Origin of the sequence: Bacillus thuringiensis, assembly GCF_001595725.1 — a bacterium.
GTDB classification, from domain to species: domain Bacteria; phylum Bacillota; class Bacilli; order Bacillales; family Bacillaceae_G; genus Bacillus_A; species Bacillus_A thuringiensis_K.
On record NZ_CP014282.1, the window covers coordinates 4,192,633 to 4,213,334 of the forward strand.

Here is a 20,702-nt window from a genome sequence, read left to right on the forward strand (position 1 = left end):
ACTACCCATTAAACTATATTTTTATCTTATTCAGCTTCTTGCTCTAATAAACGAATGCCATTCCCCGCTAAAAAGTGATCTGGCTGAATTTCAGTTGCTTTCTTAAATAAAGCGAGAGCCTTCTCATTATCTTCCTCAAATACGTACGCAACACCTAAATTGTAATACGCATCTGCATGCTCTTCATCCATTTCTAATACCTTTTCAAAATAAGGTTTCGCCTCTTGAATGTGTTCTAGTCGCGCGAAGCAAAGTCCACACTGGAATACAGCTTCTACATCGTTTTCATCTAATTCTGTTGCTCTTTGTAAGAATGGTAGTGCAAGACGATCATTTCCAAGCTGCACATGTGTGATACCTACCATAAATGTTACATCAGCTGATTGTAACCCAGCTTGCATTGCTTGTTCAAATACAGCTTTCGCCTCATTAAATTGCTCTTGGCCGTAATATACGTTTCCTAAACCATAATAGGCAGCTGCAGATTTATCATCTAACTCTAGTGCACGTTTATAAAATAAAATCGCTCGCTCACTATCACCTAATACGTCTAATAAATTTGCAAAATTAATGTATCCCAGCGCATCTTTCGGATTTTCTTCGATTGCTTCTGTAAAATTTTTAGCTGCTTCTTCCCAATTTCCTTCTTGCATATATTGAATACCTGTTTCAAGTTTGTTTGACATGTCCTTCACCTCTACAACAAATTATAACAAAGAATGTATTTTCCAAGCGAACGAAAATTCGCTTTATGTAAAAGAAACCTCTAACCGCTAATCGGCAGAGGCTTCTCGTTTATCCTAAATAATCCAATTTCTTACCACTACGGTATACTTCATCAATTGTAGCACCGCCTAAGCACTCATCTCCATCATAGAAAACGACTGCTTGTCCTGGTGTAATTGCACGAATTGGCTCATCACAAAGAATACGAACTGTATTTTCATCAACGATTTGAACCGTTACTTTATTGTCTTCTTGACGATAACGGAATTTCGCCGTGCACTTAAATTCTGTTTCTTTTTCTTTGTTACTTACCCATCCTACATTGGTGGCAATAACTTCATCACCATATAGAAGTTCGTTATGGAATCCTTGATCAACATATAAAATGTTTTCTTTTAGGTTTTTCCCAACAGCAAACCATGGATCACCATTACCACCAATTCCAAGGCCATGACGTTGTCCAATTGTATAATACATTAAACCGTCATGCTTCCCTTTCACTTCACCAGATAATGTTTGCATTACACCTGGTTGTGCCGGTAAGTAGTTACTTAAGAAATCTTTAAAGTTACGCTCACCAATGAAGCAAATACCTGTACTATCTTTTTTCGCCGCTGTCGCTAAACCAGCTTCTTTCGCCATTTCACGAATTTGCGGTTTCTTTAATTCACCTAACGGGAACATTGTTTTTGATAATTGCTCTTGGCTTAATTGATTTAAGAAATATGTTTGATCTTTATTATCATCAACACCGCGAAGCATTTTATATTCGCCGTCCATATAAGCAACGCGTGCATAATGGCCTGTTGCCACATAATCCGCACCAAGCGCAATTGCATGCTCTAAAAATGCTTTAAATTTAATTTCTTTATTACACATTACATCTGGGTTTGGTGTACGACCAGCTCGGTACTCATCTAAGAAGTACGTAAATACTTTATCCCAGTATTGTTTTTCAAAGTTTACTGCATAATACGGAATACCAATTTGGTTACACACTTCAATTACATCATTGTAATCTTCTGTTGCTGTGCAGACACCATTCTCATCTGTATCATCCCAGTTTTTCATAAAAATTCCGATTACATCATAACCTTGCTCTTTTAATAAAAGTGCTGCTACAGATGAATCGACGCCACCGGACATTCCGATGACAACGCGTGTTTCGTGAGGTAGTTTGTTCATCATGTCACCTCCCATGCTAATTTTGTGTTAATCGCTTCACGATTTTCACTGTTTCGTACGCCGCTTTTTCAATTTGCTCTTTCGTATTTCCAAGTCCAAAACTAAAGCGTACGGATGAACGTATTTGATCGGAGTCTTTCCCAAACATCGCTACTAATACATGTGATGGATCAATCGAACCAGCTGTACAAGCAGAACCACTTGATACTGAAATGCCAGCTAGGTCTAAGTTCACAAGAAACGGTTCAATGTTCATTCCTGTAAAACTTATATTAAGTACATGCGGTAAGCGATGTTCTAAGTTTCCGTTTACCTCGAAAGTAATGCCTTCATTTTTGAAGACAGATACCATTATATCTTTAAACTCTTCATATTGGGCATTTTTTTGCTCACGAGTTTTTTCAGCTATAAGAATTGCATGCTGAAGCCCAGCAATACTAGGAACATTTTCCGTACCAGCACGGCGTTTTCTTTCTTGCTCTCCGCCTATTAATAACGGTTCAAATTTCACATTTGCACCAGCGTATAAGAAACCTATACCTTTTGGCCCATTAATTTTATGAGCTGAAATTGATAATAAATCAATACCAAACTCTTTCACATTAATTTCTACTAAACCGTAAGCTTGTACCGCATCTGTATGGAAATACGCTTGATGCTCTTTTAACAGCTTTCCTATTTCCACAATCGGTTGCATCGTCCCTACTTCATTATTCCCAAACATAACAGATACAAGAATCGTCTTTTCTGTTAATGCCTTTTGTATGTCAGAAACTTGAATGCGCCCTGTTTCATCGACAGGTAAATATGTCACTTCAAACCCTTCACGCTCTAACAATTCGCACGTATGCAAAATCGCATGATGTTCAATTTGCGTCGTTATTATGTGGTTACCTTTATGACGATTCGCACGTGCTACACCTATAAGCGCTAAATTATCAGCTTCTGTACCACCGCTCGTAAATATAATTTCATTCGGATTCGCATGAATGCTGCGTGCACACACTCGTCTCGCCTCATCTACTGTGTGACGAGTTTGACGTCCATAAAAGTGAATACTAGACGGGTTCCCGAATATTTCTGTCATATATGGAATCATCTTTTCGACCACTTCTGGGTGAGTCGGAGATGTCGCAGCATGATCTAAGTAAATGCGTTCCATTAAATCTCCTTCTTTCCAAATCGTTTCACAAGGAATTAAATGTAAAACATATAGCCCCCGTGATTTTCTTCCTCATAACGTACTAAATCTTCTAACGTTGTACTATCTAACACTTCTTGCACCGCATCACGAACACGCATCCATAACTGGCGCTGTGCTGGCTCTTCTTCTTCTATCATTTCTACAACACTAATCGGTCCCTCTAATACACGTATTACATCACCAGCTGTAATGTTAGCCGGTTGATCAGATAATACATATCCGCCATATGCCCCGCGCGTACTCTTTACAAGACGAGCGTTACGAAGCGGTGAAATTAATTGCTCTAAGTAATGCTCGGATAAGTCATGCGCCTGCGCAATTGATTTTAATGAAATCGGACCTTCACCAAACTTTTTTGCAAGATCAATCATAATTGTTAAGCCATAGCGGCCTTTTGTTGAAATCTTCATCTATTTTGCACCTCGTTTCAAATTTTCACTTCTATTGGTTATATCTTATTTATAAAAAGAACACAATTTAAAATCCTATGAAATTATAGCATAATATAGTATTATAAGAAATTTCAACTTGTGTATCAAAATGATAACATAAAATCACATTGAAAAACTCGGAAATTATTAAAATTGAAAGAAAAATGAAAATATTATCCTTCATTTTTCCCATAAAACAGCATCCTATTTCAAATTTCGTAGAAAAAAATGATACGATAGAACGAGATTATATATTAAGGGAGACGGTCCAAATGAAACAACCACTCGCACATCGAATGCGCCCTACAAATATTCAAGAAATTATTGGGCAACAACATTTAGTTGGTGAAGGAAAGATTTTATGGCGAATGGTCCAAGCCAATCATTTTCAATCTATGATTTTATACGGTCCTCCAGGTACAGGAAAAACATCCATTGCCAGTGCAATTGCTGGAAGTACCGGTACCCCGTTTCGTCTATTGAATGCTGTTACTCACAATAAAAAAGATATGGAAGTTGTCGTACAAGAAGCGAAGATGCATCGACACCTCGTTTTAATTTTAGATGAAGTTCACCGTCTAGATAAAGCAAAGCAAGACTTTCTATTACCTCACTTAGAAAGCGGACTTCTTACTTTAATTGGTGCAACGACAAGTAATCCATTCCATGCAATAAACTCCGCTATTCGAAGCAGGTGTCAAATTTTCGAATTACACGCACTAACAGAAGATGATATTTTAATTGGGTTAAAAAGAGCTTTAGAAGATAAAGAAAAAGGCCTTGGAGAATATGCTGTAACGGTAACAGATGAAGCACTACATCACTTTGCAAACGCCTCTGGTGGTGATATGCGTTCCGCTTATAACGCACTTGAGCTTGCTGTATTATCTAGCTTTACTACAGACGATCAAGCGGCTGAAATCACACTCGAGATTGCGGAAGAATGCTTACAAAAGAAGAGCTTCGTTCACGACAAAGGCGGCGATGCTCATTATGACGTATTATCAGCATTTCAAAAATCAGTGCGCGGAAGTGATGTAAATGCAGCGCTCCATTATTTAGCACGCCTTATTGAAGCAGGTGATTTACAAAGTATTGGCAGACGCCTTCTTATTATGGCTTATGAAGATATTGGACTTGCTAGCCCACAAGCTGGACCACGTACACTAGCTGCAATTGAATCAGCTGAACGAGTTGGATTCCCAGAAGCACGCATCCCACTTGCAAATGCCGTTATCGAGCTATGCTTATCACCAAAATCAAATTCAGCTTATAAAGCACTGGATGCTGCATTACACGATTTACGCAACGGTCAAACAGGTGACATTCCAAGCCATTTAAAAGATAGTCATTACAAAGGCGCAGAATCACTTGGAAGAGGCATTGGATATTTATATCCACACGACCATCCAAACGGCTGGGTAAGGCAACAATACTTACCTGATAAAATAAAAAGCAAGCAATATTATAAACCGAAAACGACAGGGAAATTTGAGCAAGCTCTTTCTACTGTTTATGAAAGATTACAAACTTCGAATAAAACGAAAAATAAAGGGTAACATAAACGAAAACGTCACCATTATGGAGGCTTCGCTTATGAAAACACGTCAAGATGCATGGACAAAAGAAGATGATCTCCTTTTAGCAGAAACTGTTTTACGACATATTCGCAGCGGAAGTACACAAATAAAAGCATTCGATGAAGTTGGCGATGCGTTGAACCGGACTTCAGCAGCTTGCGGCTTTAGATGGAACGCTGAAGTAAGACCGAATTACGAAGATGCGGTGCAGCTTGCAAAAAAACAACGTAAAGAATTAAAACGTTCTGAAGCTAATATAGAAAAAGATCGGTTCACAAAAACGAAGCAACTCGTAATTGACGCCGATTTTTCAGAAGATATTACGCCAAGTAAACAAGATCTTACAATGCAAAATGTCATCTCATTTTTACAAAATTTAGAACATAACAATCCTTCACTTGCAAAGTTGCAAACTGAAAATGATGTATTACAAGCTCAGCTCACTTCTCTGCAAAAAACGAATCATGAACTTGAAACGAAATTAGCGGTACTCACAAAAAAACAACAAGCAATCGAAGAAGATTACGCGATGCTTGTTCGAATTATGGATCGTGCTCGAAAACTTGTTTCAGTCGAAGAGCAAGAAGAGCAAATTGCCCCGATTTTCAAAACTGATCAAAACGGGAATTTAGATATTATTTATTCTGCAGAGAATTAAAAACAGGGATGTCACTTTTTTAACTGAGTGACATCCCTGTTTGTTTTTGGTGAAGCGTACATATATATGTGCATGTCGGTAAATGAAATTATATTAACGATTTTTCAAATATTTCTATCACAACTTGCAATATATCAACGATTCGACAAAGATTGACAATAACACTCCTCCCTGTCATACAAGGAAACTCCTAATGTTTATTGGATAATTTTTACTAAAATGTTATTGTAAACATATATCTTTAAAGGGAGATGGTTGCTATTTCATTCATAATCTTCAAAATAACTCTTGGCCTTCTCATCCTGACTTTAGCTCTTTTCACCATTAAAAGTCTACACAAGACGTCCGCCTATAAATCAGATAAATATGATTATTACTTACTAACCTTACTTACATTTGAACTAGTAGTGATGCAAATATCCATATTTCTTTAATACATATAAAAAAGCATATATCCGAAATGGATATATGCTTTCACTTTATTCTTGCCCTACACGCTTCACTTCTACGTTTTTAATACGTTCACGTACAACGTGACTTGCCATAATTAGGCCTGCCACTGATGGTACGAATGCATTTGATGAAGGCGGTAATTTCGCTTTACGAATTTTTGCATTTTCGTCTGGTACAATTTCTTTACGTACCTCTTCACGAATTACGATTGGGTTTTCGTCAGAAAAGACAACTTTTACACCTTTTTTAATACCCTCTTTACGAAGCTTCGTACGAATGACTTTCGCAATTGGATCTGTATGTGTTTTAGAGATATCTGCAATACGGAAACGAGTTGGGTCCATTTTATTTGCAGCACCCATACTTGAGATAATTTTAATTTTGCGACGTAAGCACTGTTTAATTAAATGAATTTTGAACGTAATCGTATCAGATGCATCCACTACGAAGTCCAAACCGTGCTTAAAGAACTCTTCATATGTTTCATCTGTATAAAACATTTCTAGTCCAATTACTTCACACTCTGGGTTAATGTCTGCGATACGCTCTTTCATTAATTCTACTTTTGAACGTCCTACAGTAGATACTAAAGCGTGAATTTGACGGTTTACGTTTGTAATATCTACAACGTCTTTATCAACTAATACGAGACGTCCTACGCCAGAACGTGCTAACGCTTCAGCTGCAAAAGAACCTACGCCGCCAATTCCTAAAATACCGACTGTACTATTTTTTAATATTTCAAGTCCTTCTTTACCGAAGGCTAATTCATTACGTGAAAATTGATGTAACATTCAGCTCTACACTCCTATTACAAAAATGGTCTACCATGTATTCTAGCGTTTTTCCGACTATTTGTATAGAAAAAGTTATAGAATTCCTAAAAATACATATTTCGAGAATGAAAACATAGACCAGAATTTTCTTTCTTCCTAAATACACGTTTGATTCAGAGAACCGAACAGATCGAGGCACGTATGATAGGAGAAGCGTAGTGTAGAGTTACTACTCGAGCACCGGACTAGCATACATAACGATGAGATGCGACAGTTATCTGAACCGGACTTTTTAAACTTCCTTCCAAAAAAAAGTCTAGATGGTATTAGTATAACCATCTAGACCCTATTCTTACTTCTCTTCTTTTAAGCTTAATTTTAATTTTAAGTTTAACTCTTCAAGCTGCGCTTCTGCAACTGGGCTTGGAGCTTCTGTTAATAAGCAGCTTGCGCTTGCTGTTTTCGGGAATGCAATTGTATCACGAAGGTTCGTACGGCCTGCAAGTAACATAACAAGACGATCTAAACCTAATGCGATTCCGCCGTGTGGTGGTGTACCGTATTCGAATGCTTCTAATAAGAATCCGAATTGCTCTTGCGCTTCTTCTTGTGAGAATCCAAGTGCTTTGAACATTTTTTCTTGTACGTCACGCTCGTAAATACGAAGTGATCCACCACCAAGCTCATAACCGTTTAATACAAGGTCATATGCTTGTGCACGTGCTTTTTCTGGTGCTGTTTCTAGTAACTCAACGTCTTCACGGAATGGCATTGTGAATGGGTGGTGAGCTGCGAAGTAACGATCTGCATCTTCATCGTACTCAAGAAGTGGCCAATCCGTTACCCATAGGAAGTTAAATTTACTTTCGTCAATTAGCTCAAGCTCTTTACCTAGACGTAAACGAAGTGCGCCTAAGCTATCTGCAACAACGCTCTTCTTATCTGCTACGAATAGTAATAAGTCGCCAGCAGTGGCTTCTAATGTGCTCATTAACACATTTGCATCTTCTTCACTGAAGAATTTCGCAATCGGTCCTTTTAGGCCGTCTTCTTCCACTTTAAGCCAAGCTAGACCTTTCGCACCGTATACTTTCACGAATTCAGTTAATGCATCGATGTCTTTGCGAGAGTATTTGCTCGCAGCGCCTTTTGCATTAATTGCTTTTACTTGTCCGCCGCTTTCTACAGCACTTGTAAACACTTTAAAGCCACAACCTGCTGCAAACTCAGATAAGTCTGTTAGTTCCATTTCAAAGCGTGTATCTGGCTTATCAGAACCGTAGCGAGCCATTGCATCAGCATATTTCATACGAGGGAATGGTGCACTAACTTCTACACCCTTTGCATCCTTCATAACTTTCGTCATCATACGCTCCATCATATCTAAAATTTCATCTTGTGTTAAGAATGAAGCTTCGATATCGATTTGCGTGAATTCAGGTTGACGGTCTGCACGTAAATCTTCGTCACGGAAACAGCGTGCTACTTGATAGTAGCGCTCAAATCCGCCGACCATAAGAAGCTGTTTAAATAGCTGTGGAGACTGTGGTAACGCATAGAATTCACCATCATGTACACGACTTGGTACTAAATAGTCACGAGCTCCTTCTGGCGTGCTTTTCGTTAAAATTGGTGTTTCTACTTCTAAGAACTCTTCTGTATCTAGGAAGTTACGAATTGTTTTTGTTACGTCGTGACGCATTTTGAATGTATTGAACATTACAGGACGACGTAAGTCTAAATAACGATATTTTAAACGCACATCTTCTGATGCATCTGTATCATCAGCAATGATAATTGGCGTTGTTTTCGCTGCATTTAGTACATTTACTTTTATTGCTTGTACTTCAATACGACCAGTCGCCATATTGTCATTAATTGCGCCTTCACCACGTTCAACAACTGTACCTTCTACGTGTAATACGTATTCGCTACGAATTGTTTCTGCTACTTCTAACGCTTCTTTTGATGTTTCTGGGTTAAATACAACTTGTACGATACCTGTACGGTCACGTAAATCGATAAAGATTAATCCACCTAAGTCACGGCGTTTTTGTACCCAACCTTTTAATTGAACCGTCTGTCCAACTGCTTCTACTGTTACTTTTCCACATGAATGTGTTCTTTCAGCCACTGTAAGTTCCCCCTATATTAATTTCTCTGCTACGTATGAAGCAAATACATCTAATGCTACTTCTTCTTGTTCGCCCGTTGCCATATCTTTTAAGTTAATGATGCCTTTATCTAGCTCATCTTCCCCTAATACAGCTACAAATTTCGCTTTTAGACGATCTGCTGATTTAAATTGTGCTTTCATTTTGCGGTCTAAATAATCTTTCTCAACTGATAATCCAGCTTTTCGAAGATCAAACGCAACTTTTGCAGCATGATCTTTTGCTTTTTCACCAAGCGCTACAACGTAACAATCAATGCTATGTTCAATTGGTAATTCAATATTTTCAGCTTTTAGCGCCATAATTAAACGTTCAATACTCATCGCAAAACCGATACCTGGCATTTCTGGTCCACCGATTTCTTGTACAAGTCCGTTGTAACGTCCACCACCACTTAATGTAGTGATAGCACCGAAACCTTCTGCCTCACTCATAATTTCAAATACAGTGTGTTGGTAGTAGTCTAAACCACGTACTAAGTTCGGATCTTTTTCAAATGGAACATCCATCATCGTTAATAGTTCTTGAACTTTGTCGTAGTATACTGCTGAATCTTCGTTTAAGTATTCTGTAATAGATGGTGCTGTTCCCATTAATTCATGGTTACGGTCCTTCTTACAATCTAAAATACGAAGAGGGTTCTTTTCTAAACGAGATTGACAGTCAGAACAGAACTCACCGATACGTGGCTCAAAGTGTGCGATTAATGCATCACGGTGTGCTTGACGGCTTGCTGTGTCACCTAAACTGTTTAATACAACTTTAATATTTTTTAAGCCCATGCCGCGGTAAAATTCAACAGCAAGCGCAATTACTTCTGCATCAATTGCAGGGTCATTACTGCCGATTGCTTCGATACCGAATTGTACGAATTGACGATAGCGACCCGCTTGTGGTCTTTCATAACGGAACATTTGACCGATATAATATAATTTCGTTGGTTGTGTTGCGTCACCGAACATTTTATTTTCAACGTAAGAACGTACAACAGGTGCAGTGCCTTCTGGACGTAATGTTAAGCTGCGCTCTCCACGATCTTGGAATGAGTACATTTCTTTTTGTACGATATCTGTCGTATCACCAACACCACGTAAAAATAACTCAGTGTGTTCAAAAATCGGTGTACGAATTTCTTTATAATTGTAACGACGGCAAATTTCGCGTGCTTGCCCTTCGATATACTGCCATAACTCAACAGTGCCTGGAAGAATATCTTGCGTTCCCCGTGGGATTTGAATAGACATATTCAGTTCCTCCTCAAATTGTTTTAATCTTAATAAAAATAAAAAAACTCCCGCCTCTACTGTTTGAACAGTAGGGACGAGAGTATTATACCCGTGGTGCCACCCTAATTGAAGCACGTATGCTTCCACTTTTTTAATAACGCTTAAATGTGCGTTCATCCCTACTAAGCGTATATGCCGTTCAAGTTGAAACCTCTAGAGTGTCATTCAATCAGTCATCATGTAGAAATGTTTTCAGCCTAAGACATTTCTTCTCTTTCCATGTGTGTCTCATTTACTCTTCTCTATCAACGGTTATATTCATATGTAAATATAAAATTACTATACGTTTGTTCAGTAGGATTGTCAAGTGCTCTAAGAGCGTTCAATCTGCTTCTTTAAACGCTTTACATCTTGAAGAGAAATCCCAAACTCGGAAGCAAGCTCCATTGAAGTATTGTTTTGCTCTTTTGAAATAAAATCATGAAAATTCACGTTAAATAGCTGATTTGCACCATTTGTAACAGAATGCCCTTTTTCATTCATACGCATACGTATATCCCTCACATTCAATATGGATGTTTTACTTTTTATTGTTCCATATTGATGAGAGAGTTATACATAACCGAAACTGCTATTGATTCCAAATAAACATTAGTATTCGATTTACAACAATAACAATAGCCAGTCCACTTGCTAGCATATGATGCTTCAAATGATATAACGCTACAATACCTACTCCAAATACGATAATTTCTAGTAATACATGTAATATACCTTGTACTTCCCATTCTGCATGTGGAGCTCCAAATAGCCCCCAAATGACAGCAAAAACAATTGGAATTATAATAGCAAGTGTAATTTTTATAGCCATTGTTGTTCCTACTCGAAACCCCCAGTATCCAACAATCCCAAGAATACATAACTCTAGCATAAAACGTAAAGCTATATTAAATTCTTGAAGCATACTACACCTTCTTTTCCTTTTATTCCCCTTTAAATTAATCCTATGATAAATGAACAAAACATACAACAATGTATAAAAAAGAGAGGATTATATAACCCTCTCTTTTTTATCAACACTATTTACTTTCTACAATTAAGGTCACCGGACCATCATTGATCAAAGAAACATCCATCATTGCTCCGAACTTTCCTGTTTCCACATGTAATCCTTGTTTACGAACTTCTTCATTAAAGAAATCGTATAAACGCTCTGCATAGTCAGGTTTCGCAGCATCCATAAAGTTTGGACGTCTTCCCTTGCGGCAATCTCCGTATAATGTGAATTGCGAAATAGATAGAACTTGTCCTTCTACATCAAGTACAGAATGATTCATCTTTCCGCTCTCATCTTCAAAAATACGTAAGTTCGCAATTTTTTCTGCAATGTAAGTTGCATCTTTTTCTGTATCTTCATGCGTAATGCCAACTAGTAATGTTAAACCGAACGGAATTTGTCCTACGATCTCACCGTCTACTGTGACAGACGCTTTCTTTGATCGTTGTAAAACAACTCTCATCTTTCTACACTCCCTATTAATGCATCATGCGTCGTACTGCATAAATTTCTGGAACGCGTTTAATGCGTTCTACTACTTTTTTCAAGTGTTGTAAGTTACGAATCGAGATTGACATATTAATTGTTGCCATCTTATTACGGTCACTTCTACCAGAAACAGCTGAAATGTACGTTTTCGTCTCTGTAACAGCTTGCAGTACTTCATTTAATAAACCACGGCGATCGTAACCTGAAATTTCAATATCAACGTTATACTCAATTTCTTTTTCAGGGCTACCTTCCCACTCTACTTCTAATAATCGTTCTACAGCTTCTTCTGTATGAACGTTTACACAATCACGGCGGTGAATCGATACACCTCGACCTTTCGTAATATACCCAACGATATCATCACCTGGAACTGGGTTACAGCATTTCGATAAACGGATTAATAAATTATCAGCACCGCTTACCTTTACACCAGAATCCCATTTTCGAATTTTCATCGGTTTACGAACTTCTTTAACTTCAACAATTTCTTCTTCTTCGCGTTGTTTGCGGAACTTGTCCGTTAGTCGCGTAACAATTTGCGAAGCTGTAATTCCACTATATCCAACTGCTGCAAACATATCTTCTTCATTTGCAAAGTTAAATTTTTCAGCGACGCGTTTTAAGTTATCAGGCGCTAATACTTCTTTCATCTCATACTCTAGACCACGTACTTCCTTTTCAACAAGTTCACGGCCTTTTTCAATATTTTCGTCTCTACGTTGTTTCTTAAAGAATTGACGAATTTTATTTTTCGCATGAGATGTTTGAGCAAGTTTTACCCAATCTTGACTTGGGCCATATGAATGTTTCGACGTTAAAATTTCAATGATGTCGCCTGTTTTTAATTTATAATCCAGCGTCACCATTTTCCCGTTTACTTTTGCACCAATTGTTTTATTCCCAATTTCCGAATGGACACGATACGCGAAATCAATCGGAACCGATCCAAGTGGTAATTCCATTACATCGCCTTTCGGTGTAAAGACGAACACCATGTCAGAGAATAAATCAATTTTTAATGACTCCATAAATTCTTCTGCATTAGAAGCTTCATTTTGCCATTCTAATATTTGACGGAACCATGTGAGTTTCTTCTCTAATGTACCTGTTGTTTCTGCTGTTTTTCCTTCTTTGTACGCCCAGTGTGCCGCGATCCCGAATTCTGCAATTTCGTGCATTTCTTTCGTTCGAATTTGCACTTCAAGTGGATCACCTTTCGGTCCAATTACAGTCGTATGAAGAGATTGATATAGATTTGCTTTTGGCATTGCAATATAATCTTTAAAACGACCTGGCATCGGCTTCCAGCACGTATGAATAATTCCAAGCACCGCATAACAATCTTTAATACTATTTACAACGACACGTACAGCTAATAAATCGTAAATTTCATTGAACTGCTTATTTTGCAGTGCCATTTTACGATAAATACTGTAAATATGTTTCGGTCTTCCAGAAATCTCAGGTTGTATCGCAACTTCGTCTAATTTCTCACGAATACCAGTCATTACTTCCTCTAAATATTCTTCACGTTCTGCACGTTTACGCTTCATTAAATTTACAATACGATAATATTGTTGTGGATTTAAATAGCGAAGTGACGTATCCTCTAGCTCCCACTTAATAGTACTAATTCCGAGTCTATGTGCTAAAGGTGCAAAGATTTCTAACGTTTCATTCGCTATGCGACGCTGCTTCTCTTGAGGCAAATGTTTCAATGTACGCATGTTATGAAGACGATCAGCTAGTTTAATTAAAATAACTCGAATATCTTGAGCCATTGCAATAAACATTTTGCGATGGTTTTCTGCTTGTTGTTGTTCGTGAGATTTATATTTAATCTTCCCAAGCTTTGTAACACCATCAACAAGCATAGCAATTTCTTTGTTAAATTCCCGTTCAATATCTTCTAACGTAATCTCTGTATCTTCCACTACATCATGTAAGAAACCTGCTGATACCGTAGCTGGATCCATGTGTAAATCAACTAAAATACCTGCAACTTGAATCGGATGAATAATATACGGTTCACCCGATTTTCTATATTGTTCGCTATGCGCATCACGTGCATATTCATAGGCACGTGCCACTAGCTCAATATCTTCATCCGCTAAATATTGACTTGCTTTCTCGAGTACCTGTTCAGCTGTTAGTACCTGCTCATTTGCCATCGAATCACCTTTTATTGAAAATTGACTTTATCTTTATTTAATAGAATAAATTATATTCTATCATTATAACCCAATGATTGTGAATTGTGAAAAGGAAAAGATTTTACTGACATTTCACCATGATTTTTTGTTCAATTATACAAAAGTACCCGCTCCTCTCCAAGAGATTCACGGGTACTTTTTATCACCGTAGTTTTACCTATATAGTGATTAGTATTTTTCTAATACTAATACATCGTAACCATCTAACATTTTACGACCATCTAAGTAAGTAAGTTCTACTAAGAATGCAATCCCTGCTACAACTCCGCCAAGTTCTTCAACTAACTTAATTGTCGCTTCGATTGTTCCACCTGTAGCTAATAGATCATCTGTAATTAATACGCGTTGACCTGGCTTAATTGCATCTTTATGGATTGTTAAAACATCTTTACCGTATTCTTTACCGTAGTCAACTGTAATTACTTCACGTGGTAATTTTCCTAATTTACGAACTGGTGCAAATCCTACTTCTAACGCATAAGAAACTGGGCAACCGATAATGAAACCACGAGCTTCTGGTCCTACTACAACATCGATATCTCTTTCTTTTGCGTACTCAACGATTGCATCTGTTGCTGCTTTGTATGCTTTACCGTCATTCATTAAAGGTGTAATGTCTTTAAACACAATACCTTCTTTCGGATAATCCGGTACAATTGCGATATGTTGCTTGAAATCCATATTTCTGAATCCTCCTCAGATCTAAAAGGTTTGTAAATACAAATCCTTTACCCTAACTGTTCTACTTCTTTATGATTACGAATCGTTTCAAACCATGTATATAGTTGCTGATATGTGCTATAAACCAATTCTTTTTCTAATTGTAAGTGGTTCATTTTCTCACGATATGTGTTCGATTCAATTAAATCACGCTTTTGTTTTTTGTCTGCCATAAAAATGACGCCATCTTTTATTGTAACAAATTCTAACTCAAAAAACACCTGTGTCATGAAATTTACTGTATCTTTTGACCAACCTTTATGACGACATAGTTGTTCTCCATATTGTCTTAAAGAAAATGGTGTTTTTTGGCTTAAGAAAGAATAGTACCATTTAAAGTGTTCTCTCGTCGGAACTGTACTAAATAAATGGTTATTCTCTTGATAAAATAGCGTATAAATTCGCTCTGGGAATCCTACCTTAAATAGCTCACGTAATTCATCTGTTCCTTTTGGTAAATCAAGTAACACGATATATTGATCATCTAAATGCGTTACTTCTGAAGCATGCATGAGCTTTTCTTTATAGCTCTCTAAAGAAAATTTATTCAATACCTCTTCAGAAAAATACACCATTGTTATTTTTTCTTTCGGAAGTTCTGCTAAATTTGCTTCTGCATTACGCATACTACGCCAATCAAATAATTGCCACGCCTCTACAGCAATATCTTGTACCATTAGTTGTGGCTTCTTAAAATTATTCCATTCATTAATGGACGCTTCTCCTATTACAGATACTTTTGCAACTGGAGAGATTTCTTTCGCATATGCACCAAAACCAAATCCAATTGTATCCAGTGTTGCTTGTCCATCACGAAGAGCCATTTTTAAATGAGAGCCATCTGATCCGATTGCGCGAATGCTTTCTAACTCTGCATCTTTTACTGCAATACGTGGTTTCGGATTTCCAACACCAAATGGAGCTAGTTTTTGCATATCTTCAATTGCCGCTAGCGTTACATCCTCTACTTTACAAAAAACATCAACTGCTGTAATTGGAATAAAATCTTCTTCTGTTAAAATTGCATCTGCTTGTTCATTTAAGCGGCGACGTAATTCATCTACATCATTCATATGTAGCGTCATTCCCGCTGCCATCGGATGCCCTCCGAAGTGTGGTAATAACTCTCTACAATCTGATAAATTTGCAAACAAATCAAATCCTGCAATACTACGTGCTGAGCCTTTTGCTGTTTCTTTTATAGGATCAATGCTTAATACAATCGTCGGACGATAAAAACGTTCAACTAATTTAGAAGCAACAATTCCAATTACCCCTGGGTTCCAGCCTTCTTTTGCAAGTACTAATACTTTGTTTTCTTCTGGCGGGAAGTTATTTTCAACTTCAGCGATAGCCTCTTCTGTAATTTGCTTTACAATATCTTTTCGCAGTTTGTTCAGCTCATCAATTTCTTCAGCTAGCTCCTTCGCTTCCTCTGGATCATCTGATAATAAAAGGTGTACAGCCGGCGCTGCATCTTCTAAACGCCCGACCGCATTAATACGCGGTGCAATTGAGAAGCCAATACTCTCTTCTGTAATTTCACTTTGCGAAACGTTAGCAACTTTAAACAATGCCTTCAAACCAATATTTCTCGTCATACGCATATGTTTTAAACCACGTTTCACTAGCAACCTATTTTCACCATGAAGTGATACTAAATCGGCTACTGTACCGATTACTGCAATCTCTAATAAATGTTCTGGTACACGGCCTAATAATGCATGCGCAACTTTAAACGCAACACCTACACCAGCTAAATAGTGAAACGGATATACGCCACCTTCTAATTTCGGATGTATAATCGCAAGTGCTTCTGGCAATTCTGGCGGTGGCTCATGGTGATCTGTAATAATTAGATCTATTCCAAGCTCCTTCGCTACATTCGCTTCATGTACTGCTGCGATGCCCGTGTCGACCGTAATAATCAGTGAGAACCCTGCGCTATGCGCCCAACGAAACGCTTCTTCGTTCGGTCCATACCCTTCTGTAAAACGATTTGGAATGTAAAATTCTACTTTTGCACCTAATTCTTGAAGAGCAAGATATAAAACCGTCGTACTACTTACTCCGTCCGCATCGTAATCACCAAATATTAATATTTGCTCTCCATTTTGAATCGCCTTATTTACACGTTCTACCGTTCTATCCATTCCTTCTAATAAAAATGGATCATGAAATTCTTGATTTTCTGTATTTAAAAAATCTAAAATCTTATCTTCTGTATCTAGTCCTCTACCGAGGAATAATGAAACGACAAGTGGCGATAACTGTAATTTACTTGCTAATTCACTCACTCGCTCGTCATTATATTCTTTTTCTTTCCAACGCGTCTTCGGTTGTAACACGAAATCACCCCTTAACCTGTTCATTATACAAGACAGATTAAGGGGTGACAATATAATGCAAACTACGATGCAATATCTATATACTAAAATGTTAATGATGTTTAATTTGGAGAATACGGATTTATATGTACGAATACATTTTGTACATTATCTTGTTTCATAAGTATTTCTTTCACATGTTTTCCAATACGGTGTCCTTCTTCTACGGTAATGTATGGGTCTACAGACACTTTAATATCGACAATAACATAATGACCATGCTCCCGTGCATATAAAGAACCAATTTTTTTCACACCATCTACTTGAAGAACTGCTTCCCTAAGCGGAATAACATCCTCCTCATGAAGAACATGGTCAAGCGTTGCATGAATTGCTTCCGCTCCAATGCTCCATGCCATTTTTACAACAAGAAGTGAAACAACTAATCCCGCAATCGGATCGGCATATACAAGCCAGTCTATACCAAGCTTACCACCGATTATAGCTGCACAAATACCGATTAAAGCTGCAATTGAAGAAAATACATCCGAACGGTGCTCATATGCATTTGCAATAATTGCATCACTGTTTACTCTTTTCCCTAATCGGAATTTATATTGAAACATTCCTTCTTTCACGACGATTGAAAGAACAACAGCAAAAATCGTAATTCCTTTTGGCGGTTCTAGTTCTTGCGAAAAAGCTTTTATAGACGAAATCGCTATCTCGAGTCCCACAATAAATAATAATACCGCAACAATAATCGCTGAAATCGATTCCGCTTTACCATGACCATACGGATGATCTTCATCAGGTGGCTGCTTTGCCGCTCGCAATCCAAAAAGTACAGCTAGCGAACCAATTACATCTGATGCAGAATGCACAGCATCCGCTAACAGTGCTTTACTGTTCCCAATATAACCAATTACCGCCTTTACAATCGCTAATATAATATTACCAACGATCCCGACAATAGCACCAAACTCGGCCTGTTTAAAACGTTCATCTTTTTCCATAATTAAAATCCCTTCTTTTCTTAACCTATCTTTTTATTTTAACAAATACAGTGATAACACCACCACTTTCTTCCATCTTCTTTCTGTAAAAAAGTTGCTATCTTATTGTATCCACAAACGAAAAAAGAGATGCCTCATAAAGAGACATCATCTTTTCTATACTTGCGGTTCAGATTCTACTTTCTCAACCTTCTTCTTGTTTCTTCCCTTTTTCAAACGACGGTTTTCAAGCATTAACCAAATTTGAGAGGCAACGAAAACAGAAGAGTACGTACCTACAATTAATCCAACAAGTAACGCAAACGAGAAGTTACGTAGTGACTCACTACCGAAGATAAGCAGTGCAATTACTGGGAATAACACTGTTAATACGGTGTTAATCGAACGACCAAGCGTTTGGCGAATACTTGCATTTACAATTTCTTCTAGGTCTTTTATATCGCGCACTCGTTTTTTCTGTTTGTATAATTCACGGTTTCTATCAAATGTAACAATCGAGTCATTAATAGAATAACCGATGATTGTTAATACTGCAGCGATAAACGTCAAGTCTACCTCTAGTTGGAAAATACTAAACATAACAATCATAACGAATGCGTCATGTAATAATGCAAGTACTGCAGATAACGCATACGTAAATCGGAAACGAATACTTACGTATAAAATGATAACCGCAGAAGCAATCAGTACAGCGATAAATGCATTTCGTGCAATTTCTTTACCGATTGTCGGTGAAACTGTACTTACGTTTGGATCTGTACCATATTTATCGTGGAAGAATGTTTTTGTTTTCGCAATTTCATCTTTTGATAAAACACCTAATGTACGAACTGCGAAACCTTTATTGTCATCTCCAGTCGGTACAATATTTTCTTCCTTCACATCAATGTTCAATTCTTTAAAATCTTTATGAACATCAGACACAGTAACGGCTTGTTTTGATTGCAAGTCGATACGTGTACCACTCGCAAAGTCAATACCAAGATTCAATTTGAAAATTGGTAAAATAATTGCTCCTGCAATTACAACTACAATCGAGAAAATAAGGAATTTATGACCGATATTTACGAAGTTAATACGATCAAATCTTGTCGGTGGATGTACTACACCTTTTGTTAATGGAATAATATCCTTTTGTTTCACACCAAAATATCCTGGTTTTTTATCAAAGTAACGGCTCTTTACAAGTAAACCTAATAAGAAACGAGTACCGAATACGTTCGTAATAAAACCAACTAAAATACTTACGATTAAACTTGTTGCGAATCCTTTTACAGAGCTATTACCATACACGAATAACACACCAGCTGCTGCAAGTGTTGTAACGTTTGCATCTAAAATTGTTGCTAATGAACGATGGTTACCAGCGCGGAATGCCGACATCATGGACTTACCAATTTTCAGCTCTTCTTTCAGTCTCTCGTACGTAATAATATTCGCATCAACTGCGATACCTACTCCGAGCACTAACGCTGCAATACCTGGCAACGTAAGAACTGCATGCATCCAGTTAAAGACAAGTAATGTAACGAAAATGTATAAACCTAACATAATAACCGCTACAAGTCCTGGTAAACGGTAGAATACAAGCATAAATAAGAAAATAAGAGCGATACCAATCGCACTAGCGAAAATCGTTTGCTCTAACGCTTGTTGACCAAATTTCGCTCCAACAGATGTTGAATACATTTCTTTTAAATCAACAGGAAGTGCACCTGCATTTAATAAAGATGAAAGTTGTTTCGCACTTTCAACTGTGAAGTTTCCACCTACGATAGATACTTCAGCTTGGTTAAATACTTGGTTTACTGTTGCTGCTGATAAGAACTTCGGATTCGGTTTTGCAGATTCTGCTTTATACGAATCTTTTCCTTCTTCAAAGTCAAGCCAAATTACCATTAAGTTCGTTGGTGGTGGCATTTTTGAAATTTTTTCAGTTACTTCACGGAATTTTTCAGCGCTTTTTAGTGTAAGACCTACGCTTGCACGGCCTTGCTCATCAAATGTTTGCTTCGCTCCGCCGCCTTTTAAATCCGCTCCATCCATAAGGAGATTGTCATCTACATCACGGAATGTTAATTTCGCTTGTGTCGATAACATTTCACGCGCTTTTTGCTGATCTTGTACACCAGCAAGCTGTACACGAATTCGATCTTGCCCTTCGATTTGAATGTTCGGCTCACTTACACCGAGAACATTGACACGATTTTCAAGAGCACCTACTGTACTTACAAGTACGTCTCGATCGATTTTATCACCTTTTTTGGCTGGTTTTACTTCATACAGAATTTCAAAACCACCGCGAAGGTCTAGTCCTAGACTAATTCCTTTTGCTATGTCTTTTCCTGCCGAACCAATTACTCCACCGATTAATAAGACGATGATGAAAAAGGCAGCAATTCTCGTACCACGCTTTGCCATATGTACCCTCTTTCTGCTACTAACACTTTCAATAAATCTCTTA

Annotated in this window: 17 protein-coding genes and 1 other annotated feature; of the genes, 2 read left to right on the forward strand and 15 right to left on the reverse strand. The window is 37.6% G+C overall.

Annotated elements, in window-relative coordinates; all coding sequences use genetic code 11:
* Positions 1–26: 26 nt before the first annotated feature.
* The 4 genes from AXW78_RS20970 to cymR form a co-directional block, all read right to left on the reverse strand.
* A complete protein-coding gene (locus tag AXW78_RS20970; RefSeq protein ID WP_000066404.1) occupies positions 27–686 on the reverse strand; it encodes a tetratricopeptide repeat protein in 660 nt (219 codons plus the stop codon).
* 109 nt (positions 687–795) lie between these two features.
* Positions 796–1,911 carry a tRNA 2-thiouridine(34) synthase MnmA gene (gene mnmA / locus AXW78_RS20975; protein WP_001038010.1) on the reverse strand — a complete coding sequence of 372 codons (1,116 nt, stop codon included), beginning with the start codon at positions 1,909–1,911 and terminating at the stop codon, positions 796–798.
* 16 nt (positions 1,912–1,927) lie between these two features.
* Positions 1,928–3,073 (reverse strand): cysteine desulfurase family protein, encoded by a 1,146-nt coding sequence (locus AXW78_RS20980; protein WP_000439895.1) that lies wholly within the window; start codon positions 3,071–3,073, stop codon positions 1,928–1,930.
* A 35-nt stretch (positions 3,074–3,108) separates the two neighbouring features.
* Positions 3,109–3,525: a cysteine metabolism transcriptional regulator CymR gene (gene cymR, locus AXW78_RS20985; protein ID WP_000704116.1), complete on the reverse strand. Its 417-nt coding sequence runs from the start codon at positions 3,523–3,525 to the stop codon at positions 3,109–3,111.
* Between the two features lie 293 nt (positions 3,526–3,818).
* Between cymR and AXW78_RS20990 the strand changes: the two genes are divergently transcribed.
* Both AXW78_RS20990 and AXW78_RS20995 read left to right on the forward strand, forming a co-directional pair.
* Positions 3,819–5,105, forward strand: a complete 1,287-nt coding sequence (locus tag AXW78_RS20990) for a replication-associated recombination protein A (protein WP_000812921.1) — start codon at positions 3,819–3,821, stop codon at positions 5,103–5,105.
* A gap of 37 nt (positions 5,106–5,142) precedes the next feature.
* Positions 5,143–5,784, forward strand: coding sequence for an RsfA family transcriptional regulator (locus AXW78_RS20995; protein ID WP_000857709.1), 642 nt, complete (start codon positions 5,143–5,145; stop codon positions 5,782–5,784).
* A 479-nt stretch (positions 5,785–6,263) separates the two neighbouring features.
* On the opposite strand, the gene AXW78_RS21000 is transcribed toward AXW78_RS20995, so the two are convergent.
* The 11 genes from AXW78_RS21000 to secDF all read right to left on the reverse strand — a co-directional run bounded on the left by AXW78_RS21000 (position 6,264) and on the right by secDF (position 20,659).
* On the reverse strand, positions 6,264–7,031 hold the full coding sequence (locus AXW78_RS21000) for a tRNA threonylcarbamoyladenosine dehydratase (protein ID WP_000903177.1): 768 nt from the start codon (positions 7,029–7,031) through the stop codon (positions 6,264–6,266).
* 334 nt (positions 7,032–7,365) lie between these two features.
* Complete coding sequence (aspS, locus tag AXW78_RS21005; RefSeq protein ID WP_000840925.1) at positions 7,366–9,147, reverse strand: aspartate--tRNA ligase; 1,782 nt, start codon at positions 9,145–9,147, stop codon at positions 7,366–7,368.
* A gap of 12 nt (positions 9,148–9,159) precedes the next feature.
* Positions 9,160–10,431 carry a histidine--tRNA ligase gene (hisS, locus tag AXW78_RS21010; protein WP_033673109.1) on the reverse strand — a complete coding sequence of 424 codons (1,272 nt, stop codon included), beginning with the start codon at positions 10,429–10,431 and terminating at the stop codon, positions 9,160–9,162.
* Between the two features lie 69 nt (positions 10,432–10,500).
* Positions 10,501–10,731: a binding site (T-box leader), on the reverse strand.
* Between the two features lie 54 nt (positions 10,732–10,785).
* On the reverse strand, positions 10,786–10,962 hold the full coding sequence (locus AXW78_RS34480) for a hypothetical protein (RefSeq protein ID WP_001242605.1): 177 nt from the start codon (positions 10,960–10,962) through the stop codon (positions 10,786–10,788).
* Positions 10,963–11,044: 82 nt separating this feature from the next.
* The gene (locus AXW78_RS21020) at positions 11,045–11,377 is read right to left on the reverse strand and encodes a YrdB family protein (protein WP_000938749.1); all 333 of its coding nucleotides are present in this window, start codon (positions 11,375–11,377) and stop codon (positions 11,045–11,047) included.
* Positions 11,378–11,492: 115 nt separating this feature from the next.
* Positions 11,493–11,933, reverse strand: a complete 441-nt coding sequence (locus AXW78_RS21025) for a D-tyrosyl-tRNA(Tyr) deacylase (RefSeq protein WP_001266965.1) — start codon at positions 11,931–11,933, stop codon at positions 11,493–11,495.
* A gap of 16 nt (positions 11,934–11,949) precedes the next feature.
* The gene (relA, locus tag AXW78_RS21030; RefSeq protein WP_001262803.1) at positions 11,950–14,133 is read right to left on the reverse strand and encodes a GTP diphosphokinase; all 2,184 of its coding nucleotides are present in this window, start codon (positions 14,131–14,133) and stop codon (positions 11,950–11,952) included.
* A 210-nt stretch (positions 14,134–14,343) separates the two neighbouring features.
* Positions 14,344–14,856 (reverse strand): adenine phosphoribosyltransferase, encoded by a 513-nt coding sequence (locus tag AXW78_RS21035; protein WP_000346215.1) that lies wholly within the window; start codon positions 14,854–14,856, stop codon positions 14,344–14,346.
* Positions 14,857–14,903: 47 nt separating this feature from the next.
* A complete protein-coding gene (gene recJ / locus AXW78_RS21040) occupies positions 14,904–17,243 on the reverse strand; it encodes a single-stranded-DNA-specific exonuclease RecJ (protein WP_061884595.1) in 2,340 nt (779 codons plus the stop codon).
* 101 nt (positions 17,244–17,344) lie between these two features.
* Positions 17,345–18,238 (reverse strand): cation diffusion facilitator family transporter, encoded by an 894-nt coding sequence (locus tag AXW78_RS21045; protein ID WP_000409743.1) that lies wholly within the window; start codon positions 18,236–18,238, stop codon positions 17,345–17,347.
* A 156-nt stretch (positions 18,239–18,394) separates the two neighbouring features.
* Positions 18,395–20,659: a protein translocase subunit SecDF gene (gene secDF / locus AXW78_RS21050; RefSeq protein ID WP_001119051.1), complete on the reverse strand. Its 2,265-nt coding sequence runs from the start codon at positions 20,657–20,659 to the stop codon at positions 18,395–18,397.
* Positions 20,660–20,702: the final 43 nt, after the last annotated feature.

Excerpts from the sequence above, each read along its gene's own strand:
- AXW78_RS20970 (WP_000066404.1), bottom strand. The coding sequence starts at position 686 with ATGTCAAACAAACTTGAAACAGGTATTCAATATATGCAAGAAGGAAAT.
- mnmA (WP_001038010.1), bottom strand. The coding sequence starts at position 1,911 with ATGAACAAACTACCTCACGAAACACGCGTTGTCATCGGAATGTCCGGT.
- AXW78_RS20980 (WP_000439895.1), bottom strand. The coding sequence starts at position 3,073 with ATGGAACGCATTTACTTAGATCATGCTGCGACATCTCCGACTCACCCA.
- cymR (WP_000704116.1), bottom strand. The coding sequence starts at position 3,525 with ATGAAGATTTCAACAAAAGGCCGCTATGGCTTAACAATTATGATTGAT.
- AXW78_RS20990 (WP_000812921.1), top strand. The coding sequence starts at position 3,819 with ATGAAACAACCACTCGCACATCGAATGCGCCCTACAAATATTCAAGAA.
- AXW78_RS20995 (WP_000857709.1), top strand. The coding sequence starts at position 5,143 with ATGAAAACACGTCAAGATGCATGGACAAAAGAAGATGATCTCCTTTTA.
- AXW78_RS21000 (WP_000903177.1), bottom strand. The coding sequence starts at position 7,031 with ATGTTACATCAATTTTCACGTAATGAATTAGCCTTCGGTAAAGAAGGA.
- hisS (WP_033673109.1), bottom strand. The coding sequence starts at position 10,431 with ATGTCTATTCAAATCCCACGGGGAACGCAAGATATTCTTCCAGGCACT.
- AXW78_RS34480 (WP_001242605.1), bottom strand. The coding sequence starts at position 10,962 with ATGCGTATGAATGAAAAAGGGCATTCTGTTACAAATGGTGCAAATCAG.
- AXW78_RS21020 (WP_000938749.1), bottom strand. The coding sequence starts at position 11,377 with ATGCTTCAAGAATTTAATATAGCTTTACGTTTTATGCTAGAGTTATGT.
- AXW78_RS21025 (WP_001266965.1), bottom strand. The coding sequence starts at position 11,933 with ATGAGAGTTGTTTTACAACGATCAAAGAAAGCGTCTGTCACAGTAGAC.
- relA (WP_001262803.1), bottom strand. The coding sequence starts at position 14,133 with ATGGCAAATGAGCAGGTACTAACAGCTGAACAGGTACTCGAGAAAGCA.
- AXW78_RS21035 (WP_000346215.1), bottom strand. The coding sequence starts at position 14,856 with ATGGATTTCAAGCAACATATCGCAATTGTACCGGATTATCCGAAAGAA.
- AXW78_RS21045 (WP_000409743.1), bottom strand. The coding sequence starts at position 18,238 with ATGGAAAAAGATGAACGTTTTAAACAGGCCGAGTTTGGTGCTATTGTC.
- secDF (WP_001119051.1), bottom strand. The coding sequence starts at position 20,659 with ATGGCAAAGCGTGGTACGAGAATTGCTGCCTTTTTCATCATCGTCTTA.